Source organism: Brevibacillus brevis (assembly GCF_900637055.1).
In the GTDB taxonomy this organism is placed as follows: Bacteria; Bacillota; Bacilli; order Brevibacillales; family Brevibacillaceae; genus Brevibacillus; species Brevibacillus brevis.
The window spans coordinates 868,353-888,958 of the sequence record NZ_LR134338.1 but is presented as its reverse complement, the minus strand read 5'-3'; the positions used below and the strand labels follow the sequence as shown (position 1 = coordinate 888,958).

Annotated in this window: 17 protein-coding genes; 8 read left to right on the top strand and 9 right to left on the bottom strand. The window is 49.3% G+C overall.

What is annotated here, in order from left to right:
- Positions 1 to 39: 39 nt before the first annotated feature.
- From EL268_RS04620 to EL268_RS04570, 8 genes are all read right to left on the bottom strand, one after another.
- On the bottom strand, positions 40 to 1,158 hold the full coding sequence (locus EL268_RS04620; RefSeq protein ID WP_106656255.1) for a Ger(x)C family spore germination protein: 1,119 nt from the start codon (positions 1,156 to 1,158) through the stop codon (positions 40 to 42).
- Positions 1,155 to 2,255: a GerAB/ArcD/ProY family transporter gene (locus EL268_RS04615; RefSeq protein WP_106656254.1), complete on the bottom strand. Its 1,101-nt coding sequence runs from the start codon at positions 2,253 to 2,255 to the stop codon at positions 1,155 to 1,157. The genes EL268_RS04620 and EL268_RS04615 overlap by 4 nt, the downstream gene beginning before the upstream one ends.
- Positions 2,252 to 3,799: a spore germination protein gene (locus EL268_RS04610; RefSeq protein ID WP_106656253.1), complete on the bottom strand. Its 1,548-nt coding sequence runs from the start codon at positions 3,797 to 3,799 to the stop codon at positions 2,252 to 2,254. The genes EL268_RS04615 and EL268_RS04610 overlap by 4 nt, the downstream gene beginning before the upstream one ends.
- A 744-nt stretch (positions 3,800 to 4,543) precedes the next feature.
- On the bottom strand, positions 4,544 to 6,322 hold the full coding sequence (locus EL268_RS04595) for an acyl-CoA dehydrogenase family protein (RefSeq protein WP_106656252.1): 1,779 nt from the start codon (positions 6,320 to 6,322) through the stop codon (positions 4,544 to 4,546).
- 25 nt (positions 6,323 to 6,347) lie between these two features.
- The gene (locus tag EL268_RS04590) at positions 6,348 to 7,526 is read right to left on the bottom strand and encodes an acetyl-CoA C-acetyltransferase (protein ID WP_106656251.1); all 1,179 of its coding nucleotides are present in this window, start codon (positions 7,524 to 7,526) and stop codon (positions 6,348 to 6,350) included.
- 18 nt (positions 7,527 to 7,544) lie between these two features.
- Positions 7,545 to 9,953: a 3-hydroxyacyl-CoA dehydrogenase/enoyl-CoA hydratase family protein gene (locus EL268_RS04585; protein WP_106656250.1), complete on the bottom strand. Its 2,409-nt coding sequence runs from the start codon at positions 9,951 to 9,953 to the stop codon at positions 7,545 to 7,547.
- Between the two features lie 359 nt (positions 9,954 to 10,312).
- Positions 10,313 to 11,434, bottom strand: coding sequence for an S-layer homology domain-containing protein (locus tag EL268_RS04580; protein ID WP_106656249.1), 1,122 nt, complete (start codon positions 11,432 to 11,434; stop codon positions 10,313 to 10,315).
- Positions 11,435 to 11,882: 448 nt separating this feature from the next.
- Positions 11,883 to 12,299, bottom strand: a complete 417-nt coding sequence (locus EL268_RS04570) for a hypothetical protein (protein WP_106656248.1) — start codon at positions 12,297 to 12,299, stop codon at positions 11,883 to 11,885.
- 152 nt (positions 12,300 to 12,451) lie between these two features.
- Here EL268_RS04570 and EL268_RS04565 point away from each other — a divergent pair, with 152 nt between their 5' ends.
- From EL268_RS04565 to EL268_RS04535, 7 genes are all read left to right on the top strand, one after another.
- Complete coding sequence (locus EL268_RS04565; RefSeq protein ID WP_106656247.1) at positions 12,452 to 13,069, top strand: hypothetical protein; 618 nt, start codon at positions 12,452 to 12,454, stop codon at positions 13,067 to 13,069.
- Between the two features lie 350 nt (positions 13,070 to 13,419).
- Positions 13,420 to 14,520: a glutamate 5-kinase gene (proB, locus tag EL268_RS04560; protein ID WP_106656246.1), complete on the top strand. Its 1,101-nt coding sequence runs from the start codon at positions 13,420 to 13,422 to the stop codon at positions 14,518 to 14,520.
- 37 nt (positions 14,521 to 14,557) lie between these two features.
- Entirely contained in the window at positions 14,558 to 15,826 is a 1,269-nt protein-coding gene (locus tag EL268_RS04555) for a glutamate-5-semialdehyde dehydrogenase (protein WP_106656245.1), read from the top strand.
- A 20-nt stretch (positions 15,827 to 15,846) separates the two neighbouring features.
- On the top strand, positions 15,847 to 16,689 hold the full coding sequence (proC, locus tag EL268_RS04550) for a pyrroline-5-carboxylate reductase (protein WP_106656244.1): 843 nt from the start codon (positions 15,847 to 15,849) through the stop codon (positions 16,687 to 16,689).
- A gap of 78 nt (positions 16,690 to 16,767) precedes the next feature.
- Positions 16,768 to 17,574 carry a hypothetical protein gene (locus EL268_RS04545; RefSeq protein ID WP_106656243.1) on the top strand — a complete coding sequence of 269 codons (807 nt, stop codon included), beginning with the start codon at positions 16,768 to 16,770 and terminating at the stop codon, positions 17,572 to 17,574.
- A gap of 103 nt (positions 17,575 to 17,677) precedes the next feature.
- Positions 17,678 to 18,004: a ferritin-like domain-containing protein gene (locus tag EL268_RS04540; RefSeq protein WP_106656242.1), complete on the top strand. Its 327-nt coding sequence runs from the start codon at positions 17,678 to 17,680 to the stop codon at positions 18,002 to 18,004.
- A 13-nt stretch (positions 18,005 to 18,017) separates the two neighbouring features.
- Positions 18,018 to 18,350, top strand: coding sequence for a spore coat protein (locus tag EL268_RS04535; RefSeq protein ID WP_106656241.1), 333 nt, complete (start codon positions 18,018 to 18,020; stop codon positions 18,348 to 18,350).
- A 43-nt stretch (positions 18,351 to 18,393) separates the two neighbouring features.
- Here EL268_RS04535 and EL268_RS04530 read toward each other — a convergent pair whose 3' ends face one another.
- A complete protein-coding gene (locus EL268_RS04530; RefSeq protein ID WP_106656240.1) occupies positions 18,394 to 19,842 on the bottom strand; it encodes an aminotransferase-like domain-containing protein in 1,449 nt (482 codons plus the stop codon).
- A gap of 147 nt (positions 19,843 to 19,989) precedes the next feature.
- Here EL268_RS04530 and EL268_RS04525 point away from each other — a divergent pair, with 147 nt between their 5' ends.
- The gene (locus EL268_RS04525; RefSeq protein ID WP_106656239.1) at positions 19,990 to 20,604 is read left to right on the top strand and encodes a LysE/ArgO family amino acid transporter; all 615 of its coding nucleotides are present in this window, start codon (positions 19,990 to 19,992) and stop codon (positions 20,602 to 20,604) included.
- Positions 20,605 to 20,606: the final 2 nt, after the last annotated feature.

Sequence of the window (20,606 nt, the reverse complement as noted above, 5' to 3'; positions counted from 1 at the left end):
GGCAACACCCTGGTCCCGTTCGGATACCAGGGTGTTTTCTTATTTTATGACTCCATTTCCTTTAATCGTCACTTCTGGTTTCAATTGAACCGTTGCTTTTGAAAAGGCTGTCGGCCAGTCATCTTTAACTTTTTTCCATTCCTCATATTCATAGGCTCGCGCATAAAGGCCAAAACCAAACGGATCCGTCTTGGCTTCCTGGCATTTTTTGATAAGCTGGGCATAGTTCTTGTGGAGTTCTTCGGCAATCATCTGTTCCAGCTTTTTGTACTCTTTTTCCATGTTGAAAGGAAACAGCCTCTCTGATATAGACACACGCAATTTCAACTGAATATCGAAATGGAATGTACCGTCTCGATAGGTCGTCTTCACTTTTTTGTTGACGCCTTTTACAAAAAAGCTGACTCTTTCCTTTACAATGGGATTCTGATCGCTTGGCACCTTAACCGGGAGAGTGACGGATATTTCTCCCTGTTTTCCATGAAGAAGCATCTGCAAGAGAATTGTATCCCGCGGCTCGATCAATCCGGCATAAGCTCCTTTTTTCGTTAACAATGCGGTTCCCATTACTCTCACCGCATGCTTCGTCTTCTTCAACTCCGATATATGGGGCGTCATGCCTTTTTCAAACATTTGCCGATGAAATTCCTGCGCTCTGGTCTTTACCGTCAGATTTCTTTGATTGGCTGTATCAATTAATTTCGTCATATGCAGCGCAAGGCGAGGTTTGTCCTTTGGCTTGTATTCAAACAGCTCGTTCAAAGGGCCATCAAGCATGACCATTCGTGCGTTGACTGTGAACTTCGCATCACGAAAAACGACATCCAATAACCGAAACCAATCCGGGTGCTGCAATAAACGCTTTCCCAGCACAATCAATTGGATTTTGCCTGATACGGTCAGAGCCGTTACGATCTCATCAAAGCCCATTCTCGCTTCTCGCATGCTAGATGCCCGGAGGCCGAATTCCTCTGTTTTTTCTTTGGCTTCCCTGCTGAACACTGGGCTTGTCATATAAATGAGGAGTTCATTTTTTTCATTCAAATCAATTCCGATCATAAGAGAAAGGGTTGCATCCTCGAGATTCAATCGATCGTAACACCCGGTTAGCATCACGATCAAAACGAACGACAAAATGATCCGTATAAACCGCTTCATGCTTCTTTCCCCCCCGCTCCTCGCTTTGACAGCCAAATTGGTCCCCAAGCCAATAGTGGAAGTAAGTAAGCAATTATCAGTCCAACAAAACTCCATGTCTCTGTCATTTTTTTCAGGTCAACAAAAGAAGGCGTATACACCCAAGCCACAACCGATAGTAGCATCAGGAGCACCCATAAATGCTTTCGATGATCCCGGCTATTGAATAACTGGCTTGTGGAGAAAACGGTGAAATACAGGTAGGTCAATCCCGTTGTCGATAAAATGAACAAGTAAAACGCGAGAAAAATAATATCGATGCGCTCCAGAAAGCGATATTCTATCACCTTCCACAAGTTCAGCGTAGGCCATACATATTCAACGATCTCATCCGGGCAGAAAAAAGCAAAGCAAATGATTGTGATGTACAAATAAACGAGCAAGGTCAGCGTGTTTGCCACGACAATGCCGACTGATGCGTATTGCTTTTTCTGCAGAAAGGGGTAAACAAAATACGCCATTTCAAACCCAAGAAAGGACAAAACCGTAGTCTTGCTGGCTGTCAATATCGGCATCCACCCCTCTTTTATCAGAGGCAAAAAGTGCAACCAATGTGCGTCCTTTAAAGCGGTCGCGAGGACAAGCGGCATCCAGAGAGTGAGATAAAACACCAGCTCAGAATACCTCCCAATCACACGCAGTCCCCCCTGTACGACGATATAGGCGGGAATCGCAAGCAGGATAACAATGATGTACGCAGGTGTCTGTGACAATATCCATACATTAATGATCGCAGTGGTATTGGCAATGAGGACGGTCGTTGCAAGTGCAAAATACATGCCCATCAATATCGTCGCCACTTTTCCCAAATACTTGCCCAAAAGGAGGTGGAATATATCGATGATCGTCTTATCCGGGTAACGTTTCATCATATTCGTGGTAACGAGGCTTACGAGCACGGCTGCTGCCCATCCAATAAACAAGGACATCCATCCGTCTGTCCCCGCCTGTTCCGCCAATTCTCGCGGTATTGTCAAAACACCGATCCCGACCTGCGTCCCGTGAATGAGAAGGATGTACTGGAGGACGGACAGCTCGTAATATGCGTACTTTTTCATTTCGCATCCTCCTCTGGCTGATTATCCCCTTGCCGCTTAGCCTGGACCGTTCTGGCTCCCTTGGGGCGATCAAGCATCTTCCACATAGGCAAACGAACAAACAGGTCTTTCCAATCTGAGAAGCGTACAGGAGCCAGAGGACTTCCATAGGGGACACCCAGGGATTGTAACGAAATCAAATGACCAATTAGGGCCATAAGCCCCACCACAATCCCGACGATTCCAAACATCGCCGCCAAGACCATCATGGCAAAACGGATGAGTCTGATTGCCGAAGACATATCGTAATTCGGGATGATAAACGAAGATATCGCGGTAAAAGCCACAACAATCACCATAATGTTACTTACAACTCCGGCTTGGACGACTGCTTGACCGATAACGATACCGCCGACGATACCGACTGTTTGTCCAATTGGAGCAGGCAAGCGAATCCCAGATTCCCGGAGCATTTCCAGTGTGAGCTCCATGAGCAGCGCTTCAAGCAAAGGAGGAAACGGCACTTTTTCGCGAGACTCTCCTATCGACAGGATCAAATCGAGCGGGATGACCTCATAATTGAATGAAATCAAGGCAATATAGATTGCGGGCAAAAAAGTGGCCACGATAAAAGCCAGGTATCGAAGCAAGCGAATAAATGAAGCAACAGGCCAGCGTATGCTGTAATCATCGACATTTTGGAAAAAGGAAACAAAAGAAACGGGAGCAATCATTACGCTTGGTGATCGATCAACGACAACGGCAATCTTCCCTTGCAGCAAATGAGAGCTGGTCGTATCAGGTCTTTCCGTTGTGATGAACTGTGGAAAAGGGGAGTATGGATTATCCTCGATATACTCCTCCAGCTCTCCTGTATTGAGGATCGAATCAACCTTGATTCGTCCAAGCCGATCTTCCAGCTCCTGCAGCACCTGCGGATTGACGACATCGGCCAAATACATGATAGAGAGCTTTGTGCCCCCTCGTTCTCCGATCCAAATCTCTTTAATTTTCAGCTCGCGATTAGGAATATAGCGGCGAATTAGGGCGATGTTTTGGGAGTCGGTTTCGACAAATCCTTGATGAGCTCCCTTCAGTGAGGCCTCCAGCTGCGGGTCTTCAAGAGCCCTCTGCGGCCATCCATTTGTCTCGACCACGAGCGCTTCTTTTCGTCCCTCGATAAATAGAACGCTGCTGCCCTGCAAGATATCGTTCTCTACGGTCTGAAAGTCGTATACAACGGACACCTTGCCAACGGATAACAGGTCAAAAATACTGGGGCTTTCTCCTTCTCTATGAGACAAAAGGGGACGAAGCACGTTATTGTTTATGGAGTTTTTGTCAACCAATCCGGTTAGATAGACAAGTGTGACCTTGCCACCCGCATGTCGGCTGTCAAACGTCCGTATCACCAAATCAGGCGTCATCGTAAAGATCGCATTCAGCTCAGCAATATTAACGTCTAATCGCTCACTGATCTCACGAACATGGATAGGCGCACTCGAGTGGCTAATCCTGTCTTTGACCGATGTCTTTTTTCTTCTTAGCCACCCTCTCATCGCCATTTCGTACACTCCCGCCCTTTGCGAAGTATGTTCTGTTAGCGTTCGTGAGAGCTTCCCAAAATATGCATGCGAATTGGCACATCCTGCCGCCAAATCGAATAAATCCCAACGCCCTGCAAATACTGTTGGGAGTGCGGGATTACTTTGGCGGGAGAATTATGAAATGGTTTGGCGGTGCCTTTATGTGCATTTCTCTCTTACTTTTGCTGATCGCTCGGTCACACCCTCTATCGCAAATATCCAATCCAGCAAAATAGATCGTTACTGCTTCAGCCGTCTTCTTTGGAGGCGGTGAACGTCAACGTGACGATTCACGATGGCGGGATTTCGAAGGTGAAACAAGTGCGTTAAATGCAAAAGGAGCAAAGTCTGAACTTTGCTCCTTCTTTCCTGCGTCCATTTGTCTCTTGTTAGCCAAAATTGGTAAAATAAGTATATTAAAACAGTTTATACGTTATAAAAATCTGGAGGGAGTTAAATGTTATTGGTTTCACTCTTACTACTCGGTATACTTCCTGTACTTGTTTCCGCGATCGTTGCTAGTGTCATGGGAAGGCATAAAACAGGAAAAATCATTTTAGGGTCTATTTTTGGCTACTTGACATTTTATGTGTGTTCCGTTATCTATATCAAATTCCTCTAGCATACTTGCTTCAACAGAACCAAATGAGCATAGCAAACCACAAACATGAAAAAAGGAGCAAAGCGTTGAGCTTTGCTCCTTTTTTCGTCTTCTATTTGGAACTACACCACATATGCTCCCGCTTCGATCACACGATCTGCAATGGAACGCTTGAGTGCCACCGTGTTGATCGGCGTGCGGCGGGTCAGTTTTTTCAGGATTGAGAGGCGCAGACGAAGCTCGTCGCCCTCTTCCATCGCCGCCAATGCTTCTTTTGCCCAGCCTTCGATACGATCGAACGCCTCATGCACATACACAGCGGTCATTTCCAGCTTTTGCTGCTCGGCTTCGATGCCATTTGCCGCCATTGCTTTCTCTGTCCGCTTCACGATGCTGTCCATTGCATACAGCTCGATCAGCATGTCAGCCGCGAATGCCAAGAGTTCCTGTTCTTTGGACATTGCCTGTTGGTATTTCATCAACGCAGAACCAGCCACCATCAAAATGATTTTGCGCGTGATGTTGATCAGATGCTTCTCCATAGCCAAAGGGGCATCTTCAATCTCTTCCGGATAATAGCTCATCAGATCTGCTTGCAGGCTGCTTGCTGCTTGCATAAGCGGCAGCTCGCCTTTCATCGCCTTTTTCACGAGCGTATCCGGGATGAGCATGCGATTGATTTCGTTCGTTCCTTCGAAAATGCGGTTAATCCGCGAGTCACGGTACATGTTCTCGATCTCATACTCGGACATAAAGCCGTATCCGCCGTGGATTTGCACGCCTTCGTCCACGCAGTAATCCAAAACCTCAGTGGCAAATACTTTATTGATCGAGCATTCGATTGCATAATCGGCAATCGCCTTCGCAACCTCCGCGCCATCATCTGCTTTCTCACCCAAGCGAGTCAGCGCTGTATCGAACAGACCCACTGTCCGATAGACGGAGCTTTCAGCCGCATACGTTTTCACTGCCATGTTCGCCAGTTTGTTTTTGATTAAGGTAAAGTTGGCAATTGGCGTTTTGAACTGTTTGCGCTCTTTTGCGTAGTTTGTAGCGAGTTCCACCGCTTTTTTCGAGGAGCCGACTGCGCCCACTGCGAGCTTGTAACGACCAACGTTCAGGATGTTGAACGCGATCACGTGACCTCTTCCAGGCTCACCGAGCAGATTGGCTACCGGCACAGGTACATCTTGCAAAATGACCGTGCGTGTCGAGGAGCATTTGATCCCCATCTTCTTCTCTTCCGGTCCAAACGAAACACCTGGAAATGTGCGCTCGACGATAAAGGCAGTAAATTTCTCGCCATCAATTTTCGCGTATACGATAAACACATCAGCAAAGCCAGCATTTGTGATCCATTGCTTCTCTCCGTTGAGAATGTAGTGCGTGCCATCTGCGGAGAGCGTCGCTGTCGTTTTCGCTCCCAGCGCATCTGATCCCGAGCCTGGCTCTGTCAGGCAGTAGGCCGCGATTCGTTTTCCAGACGCCAGATCAGGCAGGTAACGCTGCTTTTGCTCCTCGTTTCCAAAGTACACGATCGGCAGTGAGCCGATACCGACATGGGCGCCGTAGCTGAGTGCAAAGCCGCGAGCCAGCGAGAACTTCTCTGTGACGAGTGCAGTGCTGACTTTATCCAGCCCCAGTCCCTCGTATTTCTCTGGAACGTCTCCAGCCAAGAGACCGAGCTCCCCTGCTTCCTTCAACAGACGAACCGAAATATCAAATTGGTGGTTTTCAAGCTCTTCCAGATGAGGACGAACTTCATTGTTGACGAAATCCTCTGTCGTCTTGGCAATCATCTTTTGCTCTTCGGTGTATTCTTCTGGCACGAATACATCATCAGCTGAACCTGCATCGATCAAAAAGCTTCCACCGCGGATCAAATCTTTTGTTTCTGCCATTACTATCCCTCTCCTTATTTTAAAATTAGATCATCTCAAAAACGCCAGCGGCTCCCATTCCCCCGCCGATACACATCGTAACGACTCCGTATTTGCCGCCTCTGCGCTTCATTTCATTCAAAAGCTGGACGGTCAGCTTGGCACCACTGCAACCGAGTGGATGCCCTAATGCGATTGCCCCGCCATTTACATTGACCTTTTCAGGATCGAGTCCCAACTCGCGAATCACGGCAATCGATTGAGAAGCGAATGCTTCGTTTAACTCAAACAGATCGACATCCTCCAAGCTGATTCCCGCCAGCTTCAATGCTTTTGGAATCGCGACAACCGGACCAATCCCCATGACGTCAGGGTCTACACCGCCAACCGTAAAGGAACGGAACTTGGCAATCGGCTCGACACCCAGCTCGGCTGCTTTTTCGGCAGACATCACGAGAACTGCTGCCGCGCCGTCGCTCGTTTGCGAAGAGTTTCCTGCCGTTACGCTGCCTTGCACGTGAAAGACCGGTCTGAGCTTGGCGAGTGCCTCCATCGTCGTGTCCGAGCGCGCTCCTTCATCCTTGTCGAAAACACGTTCTTGGACGTGGACCTTGCCAGCTTCATCCACGAAATGCTGCTTGACTGTCAAGGGCACGATTTCATCCTGGAATTTCCCTGAAGCAATCGCAGCCGTCGCACGCTGATGGCTTTGCAGAGCAAAAGCATCCTGATCCTCACGAGAAATGTTGTACCTCTTCGCTACTTCTTCAGCCGTATGCCCCATGCTCATGTACGCTTCCGGCATCGTTTCAACCAGAGTCGGATTGAGTGCAATTTTGTGACCGAGCATTGGCACCAGACTCATGCTCTCCACCCCGCCAGCGACAACCACATCGGAGCTGCCGACCATGATCTGCTGAGCAGCGTAAGCAATCGTCTGCAAACCGGAAGAGCAAAAGCGATTGATCGTGATTCCCGATACATTTGTCGGCAATCCGGCACGCAGTCCGATCAAGCGAGCCATATTCATGCCTTGCTCGGCTTCCGGTACAGCCGTCCCCATGATGATATCCTCGATATCCGCCGGATCGAGCTGTGGCACGCGTCGCAACAGGTCGCTTACAACTGCAGCTCCCATATCGACTGGATGAAAATCCTTGAGACTTCCTTTTTTCGCTTTCCCGATAGCGGTGCGGGCCCCCGCGACAATAACTGCTTCTCTCATCGTTATCCCTCCCTCTTCCTAGTTACGCAAAGGCTTGTTTTTGGTCAGCATATGCTGCATCCGTTGCTGGCTTTTCGGTGTCTTGATCAGTTCGAGGAACGCTTGCTTTTCCAGCTCCAGAATGTAGCTTTCTGTCACTTCTGTACCCGCTGGCACGTTACCACCAGACATGACATAGGCAACTTTGCTTGCGATCAGTTCATCATGCTCGGAAATATATCCACTCTTCTTCATGGCATAAATATTTTGGCGCAGGTTCGCATAACCCGTTTCTCCGATGACGCGAATTTTGCGTGGCGCTTGCGGCGTGTAGCCCTCTTTATCCATCGCGAGCACCAGCTGCTTCGCATCGTATAGCAGATGATCAGCATTCACGCTGATGCGGTCAGTCGGTCGCAGGTACCCCAGATTGATGGCTTCCTGACCACTCGTAGATACCTTTGCCATGGCAATGGCTTCAAACGCCTTCGCAACGAATGGGAACGGATCAACTGGCACGCTGCCTCCCTCTGGAACGTTTTCCATTGCTCGGAACAGCATCTCCTTCGTTCCTCCGCCACCTGGCAGAAGTCCTACTCCCACCTCTACCAGTCCGAGGTACGTCTCTGCCGATACCTGCACGCGATCCGCGAGATAGACCACCTCGACACCGCCGCCCAGTGTCATGCCGAACGGCGCTGCGACGACTGGACGATGCATGTAGCGCAGTGCCCGTGCTGTTTTGTGGAAGTTCGTGACGAGCATATCGAGCTCCAGCCAGTTCTCATCCTGAGCTTCCATCAGCGCCATGGCGAGATTCATCCCGACGCAGAAGTTTTTGCCTTGATTACCGATAACTAGGCCAGCGAAGTTCTTTTGCACTTCCTCTGCGGCCTGGCTTGCCATGTGCAGGACATCCATCCCGAGTGCATTGTGCGGGGAGGTGAATTCCAGACATGCGACTCCATCGCCCAAATCGATCAAGGCGGCACCCGCATTTTTCTTGATCAGCTTGCCTTGTTCCTTAAGGGCGGCCAGGTTGATGTTTTCCTTGCTCTCTTCGATGTCCTTGTAAGTGCCTCCAATGGAAAACACACTGCGCTTTCCTTGCTCTTTTTGATAAAAGGAGGTTTTCCCACTCGCGAGCAGCTCCTCAACGAGTGCTGGAATCTTCTCGTTTTCCTCACGCATTCTTGCCACTGACTTTTCGAGACCGATAGCATCCCATGTTTCGAACGGCCCCATCTCCCAGCCGAAGCCCCACTTCATGGCCTGGTCAACAGAGACGATATCGTCTGCGATCTCATGCGCCTTTTCAGCAGAGTACAGCAGTACCTTTTTGAAGACACTCCAGACGAACTCACTGCCCTTGTCCTTGCCGTATGCGAGCGCTCTCAACTTCTCAGGCAAAGTCTTGGCTGTTTTGGCTGCTTCGAGGGAAGCGAACTTCGGCCTCACACTTGGACGGTATTCCAGCGTGTCAACCGACAGAGCCATAATCTCTTTGCCTTTCTCCGTCTTCACCTGCTTGAAAAAGCCTTGACCAGCCTTTTGCCCGATCCATCTTTTCTCCACCATTTGCAGAACGAATTCCGGCACTTCAAAAACCGAGCGCTCCTGCTCATCCGTGCTTTTGTTCCTGACGTTACCCGCCACATGTACGTACGTATCCAGTCCGACAACATCGAGTGTGCGGAACGTCGCGCTTTTTGGACGGCCGATGACCGGTCCTGTCAACGCATCTACCTCATCTACCCCAAGCCCCAGTCGCACCATTTCGTGGATCGAAACCTGCAATCCATATGTACCGATGCGATTGGCGATAAAGTTAGGCGTATCCTTGCAAACGACCATTCCTTTGCCGAGCACATGCTCACCAAAATGCTTCATGAAAGAGATGACTTGCGGGTCTGTATCCAGACCTGGGATCAGCTCCAACAGTTTCAAGTAGCGCGGTGGGTTAAAAAAGTGCGTGCCGAGGAAATGCTTGCGGAAGTCATCAGAGCGTCCCTCTGCCATTTCGTTGATTGAAACCCCGGACGTATTGGAAGACACGATGGTCCCTGGCTTGCGATGCGCTTCTACCATGGCGAAGACGCTTTTCTTCACCTCGATGTTCTCGACAACTACCTCAATAATCCAATCGACCTCGCTCAAGCAAGCCAGATGGTCTTCGAAGTTACCAACTGTAATCAGGTCGATGTTCTTTTTATCGTAGAGCGGCGCCGGCTTCTCCTTCAAAAGTCGGTCACGGCCCGCTTGTGCGATCCGGTTTTTCACCACGCTATCAGACAAAGAAAGTCCTTTTGCACTCTCATCTGCTGTTAATTCACGCGGCACGATGTCCAGTAAATAAGTGGGAATACCGACGTTGGCTAAATGTGCTGCGATCCCGGCGCCCATGACGCCTGAACCGAGAACTGCCGCCTTGCGAATTTTGCGTTCCATCTCCAAATCCTCCTTTTTAAAAACCTAGTCATGGCTTATTCATGGTCAAAAGAATGGCCTCGCAACAGTGAATACCTAATATTCAGACTAGCAGATCATTTTTAAAACTTCTACTTTCTCCATAGATATTCCTGTGTACATCAGCACATGTCTCATGTTGAATGAATGCTCATTCAGTATGTGGGTTAAAAAATGACATCCCACGTTTTGGCTGTCTTACACGCCCGGAGATGCTACGCTCCCACCAACTGAATCACCGTTCAGTTTTTATTGTAATCGAAAATTCTGTCAGTTGCAATCGTCACTTCACGAATGAAAAGAAAAGGGGCACTCTGTTGTCCAGTCCCCCTTTTTCTGTGCTACTTTTGCGAGTAAATCAGTGTGGTGATCTTGCGTCCGTAAGCATTGGACGCGTCTTCTTCCAATCGGTATTCAATCTGGAAGTCTCCGTTTTTCGGGTCTAGGTAATGAGCTATTACCCAAAGGGCTTTCGAATTGTTTTCGTCTGCCTTGACCGATACTTTTACCGGTCCATTGTAGGAGGGCACTTGCTCCAGCTTTGCCATGCTTTTGAGCGCATCGTCTGTAAAGAGCGCAGATAGCTGCTTCTGATTTTTTGTTTCGTACGCCAAATTCGCTGCTCGTAAATACACCTGCGCGATGTGCTGCTGATTCGCAGGCGAACCCCGGAACTGTGAAGCTACATCTATCCGGTAATAATCGATCAGTCGATCCATGACAACGACGTATTCCGCACGTGTCAGGATCTTGTTCGGAGAAAAGGTCTTGTCCGTGTGAAACAGATTGAATTCCCGGATAGCCAGTGGGTACGGTGAATATGTATCCCGATAGAATCGGTCACGTTTCCATTCGTAATGGCTGTTAAAGAAAGAGACTGCATCCTGTGGTTTAATATTGGCTGTACGGAATTTTTGCGGTGCCAGCATGTGAAATAGTATCAAGCTGGCCTCTTCTCTCGTCAATGGCCACTGCATCCCGGCACTGGACATCCACCAGTCCGGATTTTCCTTCTCTTGCTTTTTCATCAGGTGCCCGGTTTCAGCCAAATATAGATAGTACAGCATCCGGTCTCCGGGATCAAACTTGCCCAGATCGTCCGTTTCGATTTTCATCATGGTCTTCAGATTGCTCAGCAGTTGATCTACTTCCCCCCGGAGTAGATAGCGATGATCCAGGTTTGGCTTACGTTCTGGCTTTTCTATCGGACCATATACCGTTTCAAATACGCGATTCAGCATAGCCAAAGCTTCGCCTCGAGTAATCGGCTTGTTTGGGTAAAAAGGCTGATATCCCTTCCTCTTTACGATGCCCAGATCCGCCATTTCGTCGATGTGCTCACGCGCCCAATGTCCCTGTATGTCCGTATACATGCCAGGTCCAGCCGCATTCGCACTCCCTGAAAAAACGCTTTGCACCACTAGCAGTGCCAAGAGAAAAACGATTGCAAAACGTTTTACCATGACTTACGATAACTCCTTTCTTTCCATGATCATTCCTTACTCCCTTTTTTTGGAATTCGCCCCCAGTAGCATCCATTCCTGCCCTATTGGTCTATTTTCCTGGGTCTGATCTCTCTCTTTCTTGTATCGGGAGGAAAACGGAACTTTGTTATACTTTTTCAAAACAAATGAAAAAGAGCCGCACTTTTTATGAGCGGCCCAATTATATCCTTTTTCTCTATGCGCTGACTATCCTTCAATCTGCTCTAACCAGCTTGGTCCCTTGGTCACGAGCAGTCGATATAAGAAAATGTTGATGAGAGTGAACAGGACGATAATCCCAAGAGAGGTCCCTATCATGGATATCCCTAAAGAAAAACTGGCGAGGACGACTAGGCCTCCTGCCATAAGGCCTATTACCAGTGGGAAAAGAAAAAAAGCCGTCGGTTATCCCTACGGCTCTCATAATTTAGTCTTGTGGTACAAAACTGCCATCACGCAGCATAGTCAATTCACCCATGATGAATGCTAAATCTTCGCTTTCGCCGAACTTGCCACTTTCCTCCAACGCTTCCAAACGACGCAGAAGCATGTTGGCAAAGTCTTGAATCTGTACCGGATGTGCCTCCATGTCAGCCTCATCCAAAATTTCAAAACTAGTCAAGGCTTCCAAGTGGGTCACGATTCGAAAACTGCCGATTTCCCCCAGGAATTCTTGCTTGTTCATTTTTGATTTCTCCAATTTTTGCAGCATGGACAAAATATCATTCGCTACCACGCTCGGAAAAGCAACCTGATAAAAGTTGCGATTTTTCGCTTCCTCGGTTTTGATAATCAGAACATCAATACCGTCCAGCTTCTTCGCTTTTTTGCCAAACCCAAACATATATTCCACCTCAATCGTTCGATCTGTCCAACTCTCTCCATGATAGACATAATCCGAGAGTCAGACAACCCCTATCCATATATTAACTGGGCTATTTGTCTTTTTTGACACACACGCTAACGTTATACGACTGCTCCCAAGTGAGGTGTGCCATGAAAATCAACTGGAAAAACTGGATGTTTATTCTCGCTCTCTCTTTGCTCGTCACAGGATGCATGACGCAAGTAAAGCAGGAGCAGGAAAAAAACAAGGCCAAAACACAGAGCAAGCCTGCCAAGCAGTCTGCCATCCAAAAGCTTGGCGATAACAAAATGGATGTCGTCCTCTTTTTGAAGCAAGCCGAGCATCAACTGGAAAATGTATATTATGCTGCTGCGGACAATGCGAAGGGAAAAACTGTGTTTGAGGATGGTCTTGTCTTTCGCGAATTGCCTGAGCGCTTCGACAGTAAAGACAAGATAACGGATTACTTCGGTCGTTTTTGGAGTCGCCCAATGGCAGAAGCCATGTACGACAACATGACAACCAAGCTGGTAAAGGAAAAACTATACGTAGCAATCCCCCGTGTCGACTATCCGACTTTGATCTCGGTTCGAAACACGACTGTCCAAAAAAGCAATGGAGAACTCAGTGTGACCGTGGAAGATGCAACCGATTCCTCCTTTGCTTCTGACCGCACGCTTCGCTACCGACTCGTGCGCGATCAAAAGAGCAAACGGTTCGAAATCAAATCACGGATGGGTGCTTACGGGAATGAACAATTTCAATAAGCCTCTTGACATTTCTGGCGGACCAAGCGAATAATAGTGAATTAATAAGCACATAGTGAGCGGCAATGACGGGGAATAGTAAAACCGCCCTTCAGGTCCAGAGAGCGAAATCCACCGGCTGAGAGGTTTCGTCCTTGAATCGGTTTGAACCCACCCCAGAGCATCCAGGGAAGACCTGGACAGGTTTCTTTCACCTGTTATCAAAGAAAGAGAGCCGGGCGTTTCTTGGCTGAAGTATGCCTTCAGTCCAAAACGTCAAATAAGGTGGTACCGCGTGAGGTTATCAAGCCCTTTCGTCCTTATCAAAGAGACGAGAGGGCTTTTTTGTATGCAAGAAGGGGGTTTTACGCATGAAAAAGGGGAAATTGCGTTTGGTAGTAAAGGTGGGGAGCAGTTCGATTGCAGCAGGTACAGGCGGTGTTGATCCGGCGAAAATGTCGCTGCTCGTCTCCGCTATCAGCCAATTGCGTGAAGCGGGTCATCAGGTTGTCTTAGTCTCCTCGGGAGCTGTCGCCAGCGGCTATCAAAGTCTCGGCTATCAGCAGCGACCGCGATCCTTGGCAGCCAAGCAGGCAGCCGCGGCCATCGGGCAGAGCTTGTTGATGCAAACCTATACGCAAATGTTCGGCGCCCATAACTTCAGCGTGGCGCAAATCTTGCTGACACGCGGTGACTTTTCTCACAAGGAACGGTATCAGCACGCATTCTCCACGTTGTCACTGCTATTGGATAAAAACATTTTGCCAATCATTAACGAAAACGACACGGTATCCGTAGCGGAATTGACCTTCGGAGACAATGATATGCTTGGCGCTCTCGTCGCTGGTCTCGTCCATGCCGATTTGTACATGATCCTGACTGATACGAATGGCTTATACGACAAAGACCCGCGCTATCATGCGGATGCCAAACACATGGGCTGGCTCGAATGTGTGACGGACGAAATCGAGGCACTTGCAGGCGGAGCTTCCCAACTGGGAACAGGCGGTATGCGCTCCAAGCTGATCGCAGCCAAAACCGCCCAATCATTAGGAATTCCGAGCTTTATCGGAAAATTGACGAATACCATGGATTTGCTGGAGGTCCTCACTGGCAACGGGAATGGCACCTACGTCAACTACCATCCAGAAGCACCTACAACGAACGGCGTTCCTACACGCAAGCAATGGATTGCGCTTCACTCCCCTACCCGCGGAAAAATCACGGTTGATAGCGGGGCAGCGGAAGCGATTTTGGAAAACAGCAAAAGCTTGCTCTTGGCAGGTGTCCGCGATGTATCCGGCATGTTCGAGCAAGGTGAGGTAATCGAGGTTTACTGTGAGGGTACGTTGATCGGTCGCGGTATCAGCAGATTCACTGCAGCACAGTTAAGTGATTTTCTTTCCCCTGATAACGTAACGCGACACAGCGGTACTGTTATACATCGCGATGAATGGACGCCTGTCATCTAAACAATCCATGCAGATAGAAAAAGGAGTTGGAGTAACCATGGAAAGCTTGAAGGAAAAAGTGCATGCACAAATGAGCCTGGCCAAACAGGCTTCACGAAAAATGGCAATACTCTCTCGCAAAGCAAAAGACCAGGTGCTCGTCGCAATCGGCAACCAGCTGCTGGCTGATGAGACCGTCATTCTCTCAGAAAACGCCAAGGACATCGCCCTCGCGGAAGCAGATGGTCAGCCTGCCTCCTATCTGGATCGTCTCCTGTTGACGCCGGAGCGAATTGCACAGCTCGTGGATAGCCTGGCACAACTGGTATCCCTCGATGATCCGGTCGGGGAACGGATCGACTCATGGACACGGCCAAACGGACTTTTCATCGAACAAATCCGCGTCCCTCTCGGTGTCATTGGAATGGTGTACGAAGCCAGACCGAACGTCACCGTAGACGCAGCAGCTATCGCTATCAAAACAGGCAATGCGATCGTCTTGCGCGGCAGCCACAGCGCTGTTCACAGCAATCTCGCATTGGTGACTAGCATTCGTCAAGCGCTCACTGCGACCGGACTTGACGCGGAAGCGGTGCAGTACTTGCCTTTTGCCGAACATGCCTCTGTCGATTACTTGTGCACCGCCAATGGTCTCGTCGATGTCATCATCCCTCGGGGTGGCGCAGGATTGATCCAGCGGGTTCTGCAAATCGCAAGCGTTCCTGTACTCGAAACAGGCGTTGGCAACTGCCACATTTATGTGGATGAAGCCGCTCAATATGACATGGCTGAAAGCATCGTGATCAATGCCAAAACAAGTCGGCCTGCCGTCTGCAATGCTGCCGAAACACTGCTCGTACACCGCAGCTGGCTACAGGAAAACCAACGTGCCTTGCTTCAAAAACTCCTGGCGAAGGGCGTTGAGCTCCGTGCTTGTGAGCGTACGATAGAGCTGCATTCCGACCTAGCCGCTCAATTGCACCATGCTACATCAGAGGACTGGGATACGGAATACTCTGCGCTGATTCTGGCGGTTCGCACTGTCGATAGCTTGGGCGAGGCCATTGACCATATTACAGCGCATACTTCCGGCCATTCCGAGGCAATCGTAACGGAAGATGAAATCACAGCCCGTCAGTTTTTGACTGCGATCGATGCCACAGCGGTGTATCACAACGCCTCTACCCGCTTTACAGATGGTGGAGAATTCGGCTTTGGTGCGGAGATCGGCATCAGCACGCAAAAGCTTCACGCTCGTGGGCCAATGGGCTTGCCAGCACTCACTTCTTACAAGTATGTCGTACGCGGAAACGGCCAAATTCGATAGTCCAAAGGGAGGGAATCACCATGAGTAACCAAACAACAGCGATTACAGAAGGGCGGATCGGCTTTCTCGGTGCAGGCTCGATCGTGGAGGCCATGCTTTCCGGTATCGTAAAGAAAGGCTTACTCCCTTCTGAGCGTATTTCCGTCACCAACCGCAACAACATGGAGCGTTTGGAGCAGTTGGCAAATGACTACGGGGTAACTGCTGCCCAGGACAAATTTGACGTAGTCCGCTCTTCCGATATTTTGATTTTGGCCATCAAGCCGAAGGATGCAGCAGAGGCTTTGCAGGATTTACGTGGGGTCGTTCGTTCTGACCAATTGATCATTTCGGTGGTCGCTGGCGTCTCTACCAGCTTGATCGGACAGTGGGTCGGTGCAGAGTGCCCGATCATCCGCACAATGCCCAATACATCGTCTGCGGTTGGTCTGTCTGCTACAGGAATGTGTGCGAATCCTTTTGTCCAGGAAGAGCACCGCGAACTGGCTACCAAACTTTTCGAAGCAATTGGCACCGTATATGAAGTCGCCGAGGAAGAGCTGGATATCATTACTGGATTGTCTGGAAGCGGTCCTGCTTACATTTACTATTTGGTCGAAGCCATGATGGGGGCGGGTGCCACAGCGGGACTGGATCGGGAAATGGCACGCCAATTAACACTGCAAACCGTGATTGGCGCGGCACATATGCTGCTCGATACACGCGAAGAGCCTTCCATTCTCCGCCAAAAAGTAACGAGTCCGGGTGGAACGACCCAGGCAGGACTGGAAGTATTGGAAGCCTATCAATTCCAGGAAGCCGTCACTGCAGCCATTCTTCGTGCTGCGGAAAGATCGCGGGAGATGGGGGCACAATATCAGTAAAGTCGTTTTGTCCCCCTTCCTTGTCATGTATAATAAAAAAGATCAAGCATAGTCGAGAAAAATGACGAAGGAGGTCCCATGGAAATTTACGCCTTGTACGGCACCAGTGGAACAGGAAAAAGCACCAGTGCATTAGAACTTGCTCACCGAATGAACATCGACGCCATTATTGATGATGGCATCCTGATTTACCAGGGACGCAAGGTGGCCGGAACCTCTGCCAAATATGAGAAGACAAAAATTCAGGCGGTAAAACGAGCTATTTTTCATTATAAGGAGCACGCTGAAGAAGTCCGACAAAGTCTTGGCGAGATTCAACCAAGCCGACTACTCGTATTAGGAACTTCGCAGCGGATGATTGGTCGTATCGTCGAAGCCCTGCATTTGCCTTTTCAGGTGGACTTCATCCCGATTGAATCCATCAAGCCTCCTCAGGAAATCGAGGCTGCCCGCTACGTAAGGGAAACAATGGGCAAGCACACAATACCGATTCCGCGTGTGGAGGTAGAAAAAGATTTCCTCCAGCTCCTCATCTCTTCTGCCCAACAGATTTTCAGCTCGAAAAAAGAAGTCATTGGGGAAACAACCGTGGTTCATCCTCCGTTTTCAGGCGGACGCATCATGATTCATCCTCAGGTGTTACGAAAAATCGTGCAAGCGGCCTGCGACCAGTTTGACGAGGTCCATCATGTAGTCAAAATCGTCTCCAGCTTTGAGGATTTGCCTCGGTTTCAGGCTTCGATTGCTCTTAAACTGCCTTACCTGACAAATATTCCAGCACTTATCTATGCACTTCAATCTACGTTGTACAAAGAAGCTCAATATTGTCTCAATATCGCTCCTGCCAGCATCGACATCGTCGTTTCTTCCTTGGAGCTATCCTGATCCGGTCCTTTGCGACCGGATTTTTTTTGGCTGCAATCCTCAGGGGTTACATCCTCACTTGTTGCTTATCCTATACATGATTCCATCTGAAAGGAGCAACCCGATGCCATCCATCCTGTCTTCCAAGCCCTTTACACAAGCACCGATTCCCGAACCTCCCAAGGTCATCTCGACGAAGGACTTGAGCTACCTCAAGGATGCTTTGTCATGGGAACTGATCGCTTTCAAAAAGCTGCATGCTTTCGCACAGCAGGCTACTGATCCTCAGGTCAAGCAATGTCTGGAGCAGCAAGGACAAATGCACCAGCGACACTACCAAAAACTGCTGAGTCACCTGCAAAACAACAACACCGCAGTAATGGCGACCCTTCCGCAGACACAGTCCCAGCAACAGCAACAGCAATCCCAACCACAACATCAAATGCAATAAGGGAGGAATCGGGATGCCAAACCAAAACCAGATCGCCAATCCGCAATCCGGTCAGCTGCCACAAGTAAAAGGTCCGCAAATGAACGATCGTGACTACCTCAACGACTGTCTGGCTACCTGCAAATACTTGACAGATAACTTTAACGTCGCCGTTCGTGAAGCCAGCCATCAGCAGCTTTATGATGACATGCTGCAAATTTTGAATGAAACCCATCAGTCAGCACGCGATGCTTTCAATCTCATGTTCCAAAAGGGATGGTACAAGCTGGAAGCTGCCCAGCAGCAACAACTGCAACAAGCTTATCAGCAGTATAGCGGGTACTCCACGCAGTTCCCCTACCACTGAAATAACGGAAGACACCTGACATAACACAGGTGTCTTCTTCTCATTATCTCCTGCCACGCAGAAGCTGTGATAATACAAACAGCGCCTTTTCCATGTCGGCTTCCTCTGCGTACACGTAGGACAAGCGAAGATGATGACTATCCGTATGATCATAAACAAAGCCGGGGTTTAACAGGACACCTTTTGCCAGTGCTTCTGTAAAAAGCTTGCGCATCGAAACCGCCTGATGCAGACGCAGCCAAATATAAAAACCGCCATGTGGAATACGCCAATCTGCCAAATCGTCAAACCAGCGGGCAAGCCATTCACACATCCTGTCCCTTCTGTGTCGCAGTGCCGCTCTTAGCTGATCCAGATGCCGGGAATATCTCCCGCTTGTGAGCCATTCTGTCGCCACCCATTGGGAAATAGCACTTGCTCCGTAGTCCGTTTGCATTTTCACATCCGCGAGGCGTTCAATGACAGGCTCTGGCCCTACAATCCAGCCAATCCGCAGCCCCGGACTGAGTGTTTTGGACAAGCTGCCCAAATACAAGACTAACCCGCTCTGATCCCTCGCTTTCAACGGCAAGGCCCCCGGCTCATCTAACCACAATTCTCCATAAACATCGTCTTCCAATACAGGCAGTCTCTCCCGCTCACAGGCAGCCAGGACTTGCTCCCTTCGATTCTCTGATAGGCTAATCCCCGTCGGATTGTGGTAAGCCGAAATCGTATAGAGCAGTGCCGCGTTATGCGCCTGTTTTTGTCTCGCTAGCACTTGGGGAGAGATTCCTTCCGCATCCATCGGCACACCAACCAGACGCATTCCCGAGGATTGAAACAAAGGCAGTGAGAATAAATACGAAGGCTGTTCGAGCAAGATGGCAGATCCACGGTGAAGGATGCCAATCGATATCAACTGCAAAGCTTGAAGGGCCCCCGAAACGATCAAAATAGAAGCCGGAGAAGCTTCGATCCCCCTGCTCCGCAAATGATCGCTGATCGCCTGGCGCAAAGGCAACAGCCCTTTTGGCTCCGAATATCCGAGATGAGTCATTCTGCCCTGCAAGCTAGCCATGACCTCTTCCATCTCCGCAACTGGAATCAAGCTCGGCGAAAGCTCCCCTGTCCCCAAGCGAATGTACCTCGGGTCTGGCTCATAACGATTGATATCCTGAATCGTCGGCGAGTTGGGGAGATGCGCCCCTGCCTGAACGTAGCCTAGCCAATTGGGTGGAGGGGCGGTCGTCAATAAGGACCATGTGTTGTTGCTAACGACGGAGCCACTGCCTACTGTCGCTTCAATGAATCCATCCGCTTTTAGCTCTTCCAACGCCGTCACCACCGTACTGCGGTTTACATCAAAGGCTTGCGCTAACGCTCTTTGTGTTGGCAATTTACTATTGATCGGCCATTCACCGCCTGCGATTTTCCCCTTAATATAAGCCACGATCTGCGCGTAGATCGGGATGTCAGATGATTTGTCAGGCTTCCAGTCTATCGTCAGCACAGGCACATTCCTCCTTGTTTTATCATTGTACAAATTGGTTGGTTTGGATGTAAACCAATTGGCTGGAGACAACGGATTCACAACCGTGAATAATGACAGTAATGCAGATGGCCTTTGTATCGAGAGAGAAACGGGGAGGAAATGATCATGCTGGAAGCGATTTTGCACGGTTTTGTGCTTGCTTTTGGACTTATTTTACCGCTCGGCGCACAAAATGTTTTCGTTTTTAATCAGGGGGCTCTACAACCTACATTACTTCGCGCCATGCCTGTCGTACTGACTGCGGCACTCTGTGATACGCTGCTCATTTTATTGGCGGTATTGGGAGTCTCTTTGGTCGTATTGACAGTCACATGGCTGAAAACGGTTCTGTATATCGTCGGCTTCTTCTTTTTGGTGTACATGGGGTATTTAACTTGGCGCAGCCGTCCAAATACGGAGGATGAAGAAAAAGAGCGCTTTTCGGCCAAAAAACAGATCATGTTTGCTGCCTCTGTCTCCCTGTTGAACCCGCATGCGATTCTCGATACGATCGGCGTGATCGGCACCAGTTCACTCAGTTATACCGGAACAGAAAAATGGGGCTTTACGATTTCCTGTATCCTCGTATCCTGCCTCTGGTTTTTTGGCCTTTCCGTAGCTGGTCGCACGGCAGGACGATTGGACCGTTCTGGAAAATTGCAGCGCGGCCTCAACATGGTTTCAGCTGTGATTATGTGGGGAGTGGCCGCCTATATGGCAGCCCAATTACTCTTAACGTAAAG

Coding starts and splice junctions, on each gene's coding strand:
- EL268_RS04620 (WP_106656255.1), bottom strand. CDS start 1,158: ATGAAGCGGTTTATACGGATCATTTTGTCGTTCGTTTTGATCGTGATG.
- EL268_RS04615 (WP_106656254.1), bottom strand. CDS start 2,255: ATGAAAAAGTACGCATATTACGAGCTGTCCGTCCTCCAGTACATCCTT.
- EL268_RS04610 (WP_106656253.1), bottom strand. CDS start 3,799: ATGGCGATGAGAGGGTGGCTAAGAAGAAAAAAGACATCGGTCAAAGAC.
- EL268_RS04595 (WP_106656252.1), bottom strand. CDS start 6,322: ATGGCAGAAACAAAAGATTTGATCCGCGGTGGAAGCTTTTTGATCGAT.
- EL268_RS04590 (WP_106656251.1), bottom strand. CDS start 7,526: ATGAGAGAAGCAGTTATTGTCGCGGGGGCCCGCACCGCTATCGGGAAA.
- EL268_RS04585 (WP_106656250.1), bottom strand. CDS start 9,953: ATGGAACGCAAAATTCGCAAGGCGGCAGTTCTCGGTTCAGGCGTCATG.
- EL268_RS04580 (WP_106656249.1), bottom strand. CDS start 11,434: ATGGTAAAACGTTTTGCAATCGTTTTTCTCTTGGCACTGCTAGTGGTG.
- EL268_RS04570 (WP_106656248.1), bottom strand. CDS start 12,299: ATGTTTGGGTTTGGCAAAAAAGCGAAGAAGCTGGACGGTATTGATGTT.
- EL268_RS04565 (WP_106656247.1), top strand. CDS start 12,452: ATGAAAATCAACTGGAAAAACTGGATGTTTATTCTCGCTCTCTCTTTG.
- proB (WP_106656246.1), top strand. CDS start 13,420: ATGAAAAAGGGGAAATTGCGTTTGGTAGTAAAGGTGGGGAGCAGTTCG.
- EL268_RS04555 (WP_106656245.1), top strand. CDS start 14,558: ATGGAAAGCTTGAAGGAAAAAGTGCATGCACAAATGAGCCTGGCCAAA.
- proC (WP_106656244.1), top strand. CDS start 15,847: ATGAGTAACCAAACAACAGCGATTACAGAAGGGCGGATCGGCTTTCTC.
- EL268_RS04545 (WP_106656243.1), top strand. CDS start 16,768: ATGGAAATTTACGCCTTGTACGGCACCAGTGGAACAGGAAAAAGCACC.
- EL268_RS04540 (WP_106656242.1), top strand. CDS start 17,678: ATGCCATCCATCCTGTCTTCCAAGCCCTTTACACAAGCACCGATTCCC.
- EL268_RS04535 (WP_106656241.1), top strand. CDS start 18,018: ATGCCAAACCAAAACCAGATCGCCAATCCGCAATCCGGTCAGCTGCCA.
- EL268_RS04525 (WP_106656239.1), top strand. CDS start 19,990: ATGCTGGAAGCGATTTTGCACGGTTTTGTGCTTGCTTTTGGACTTATT.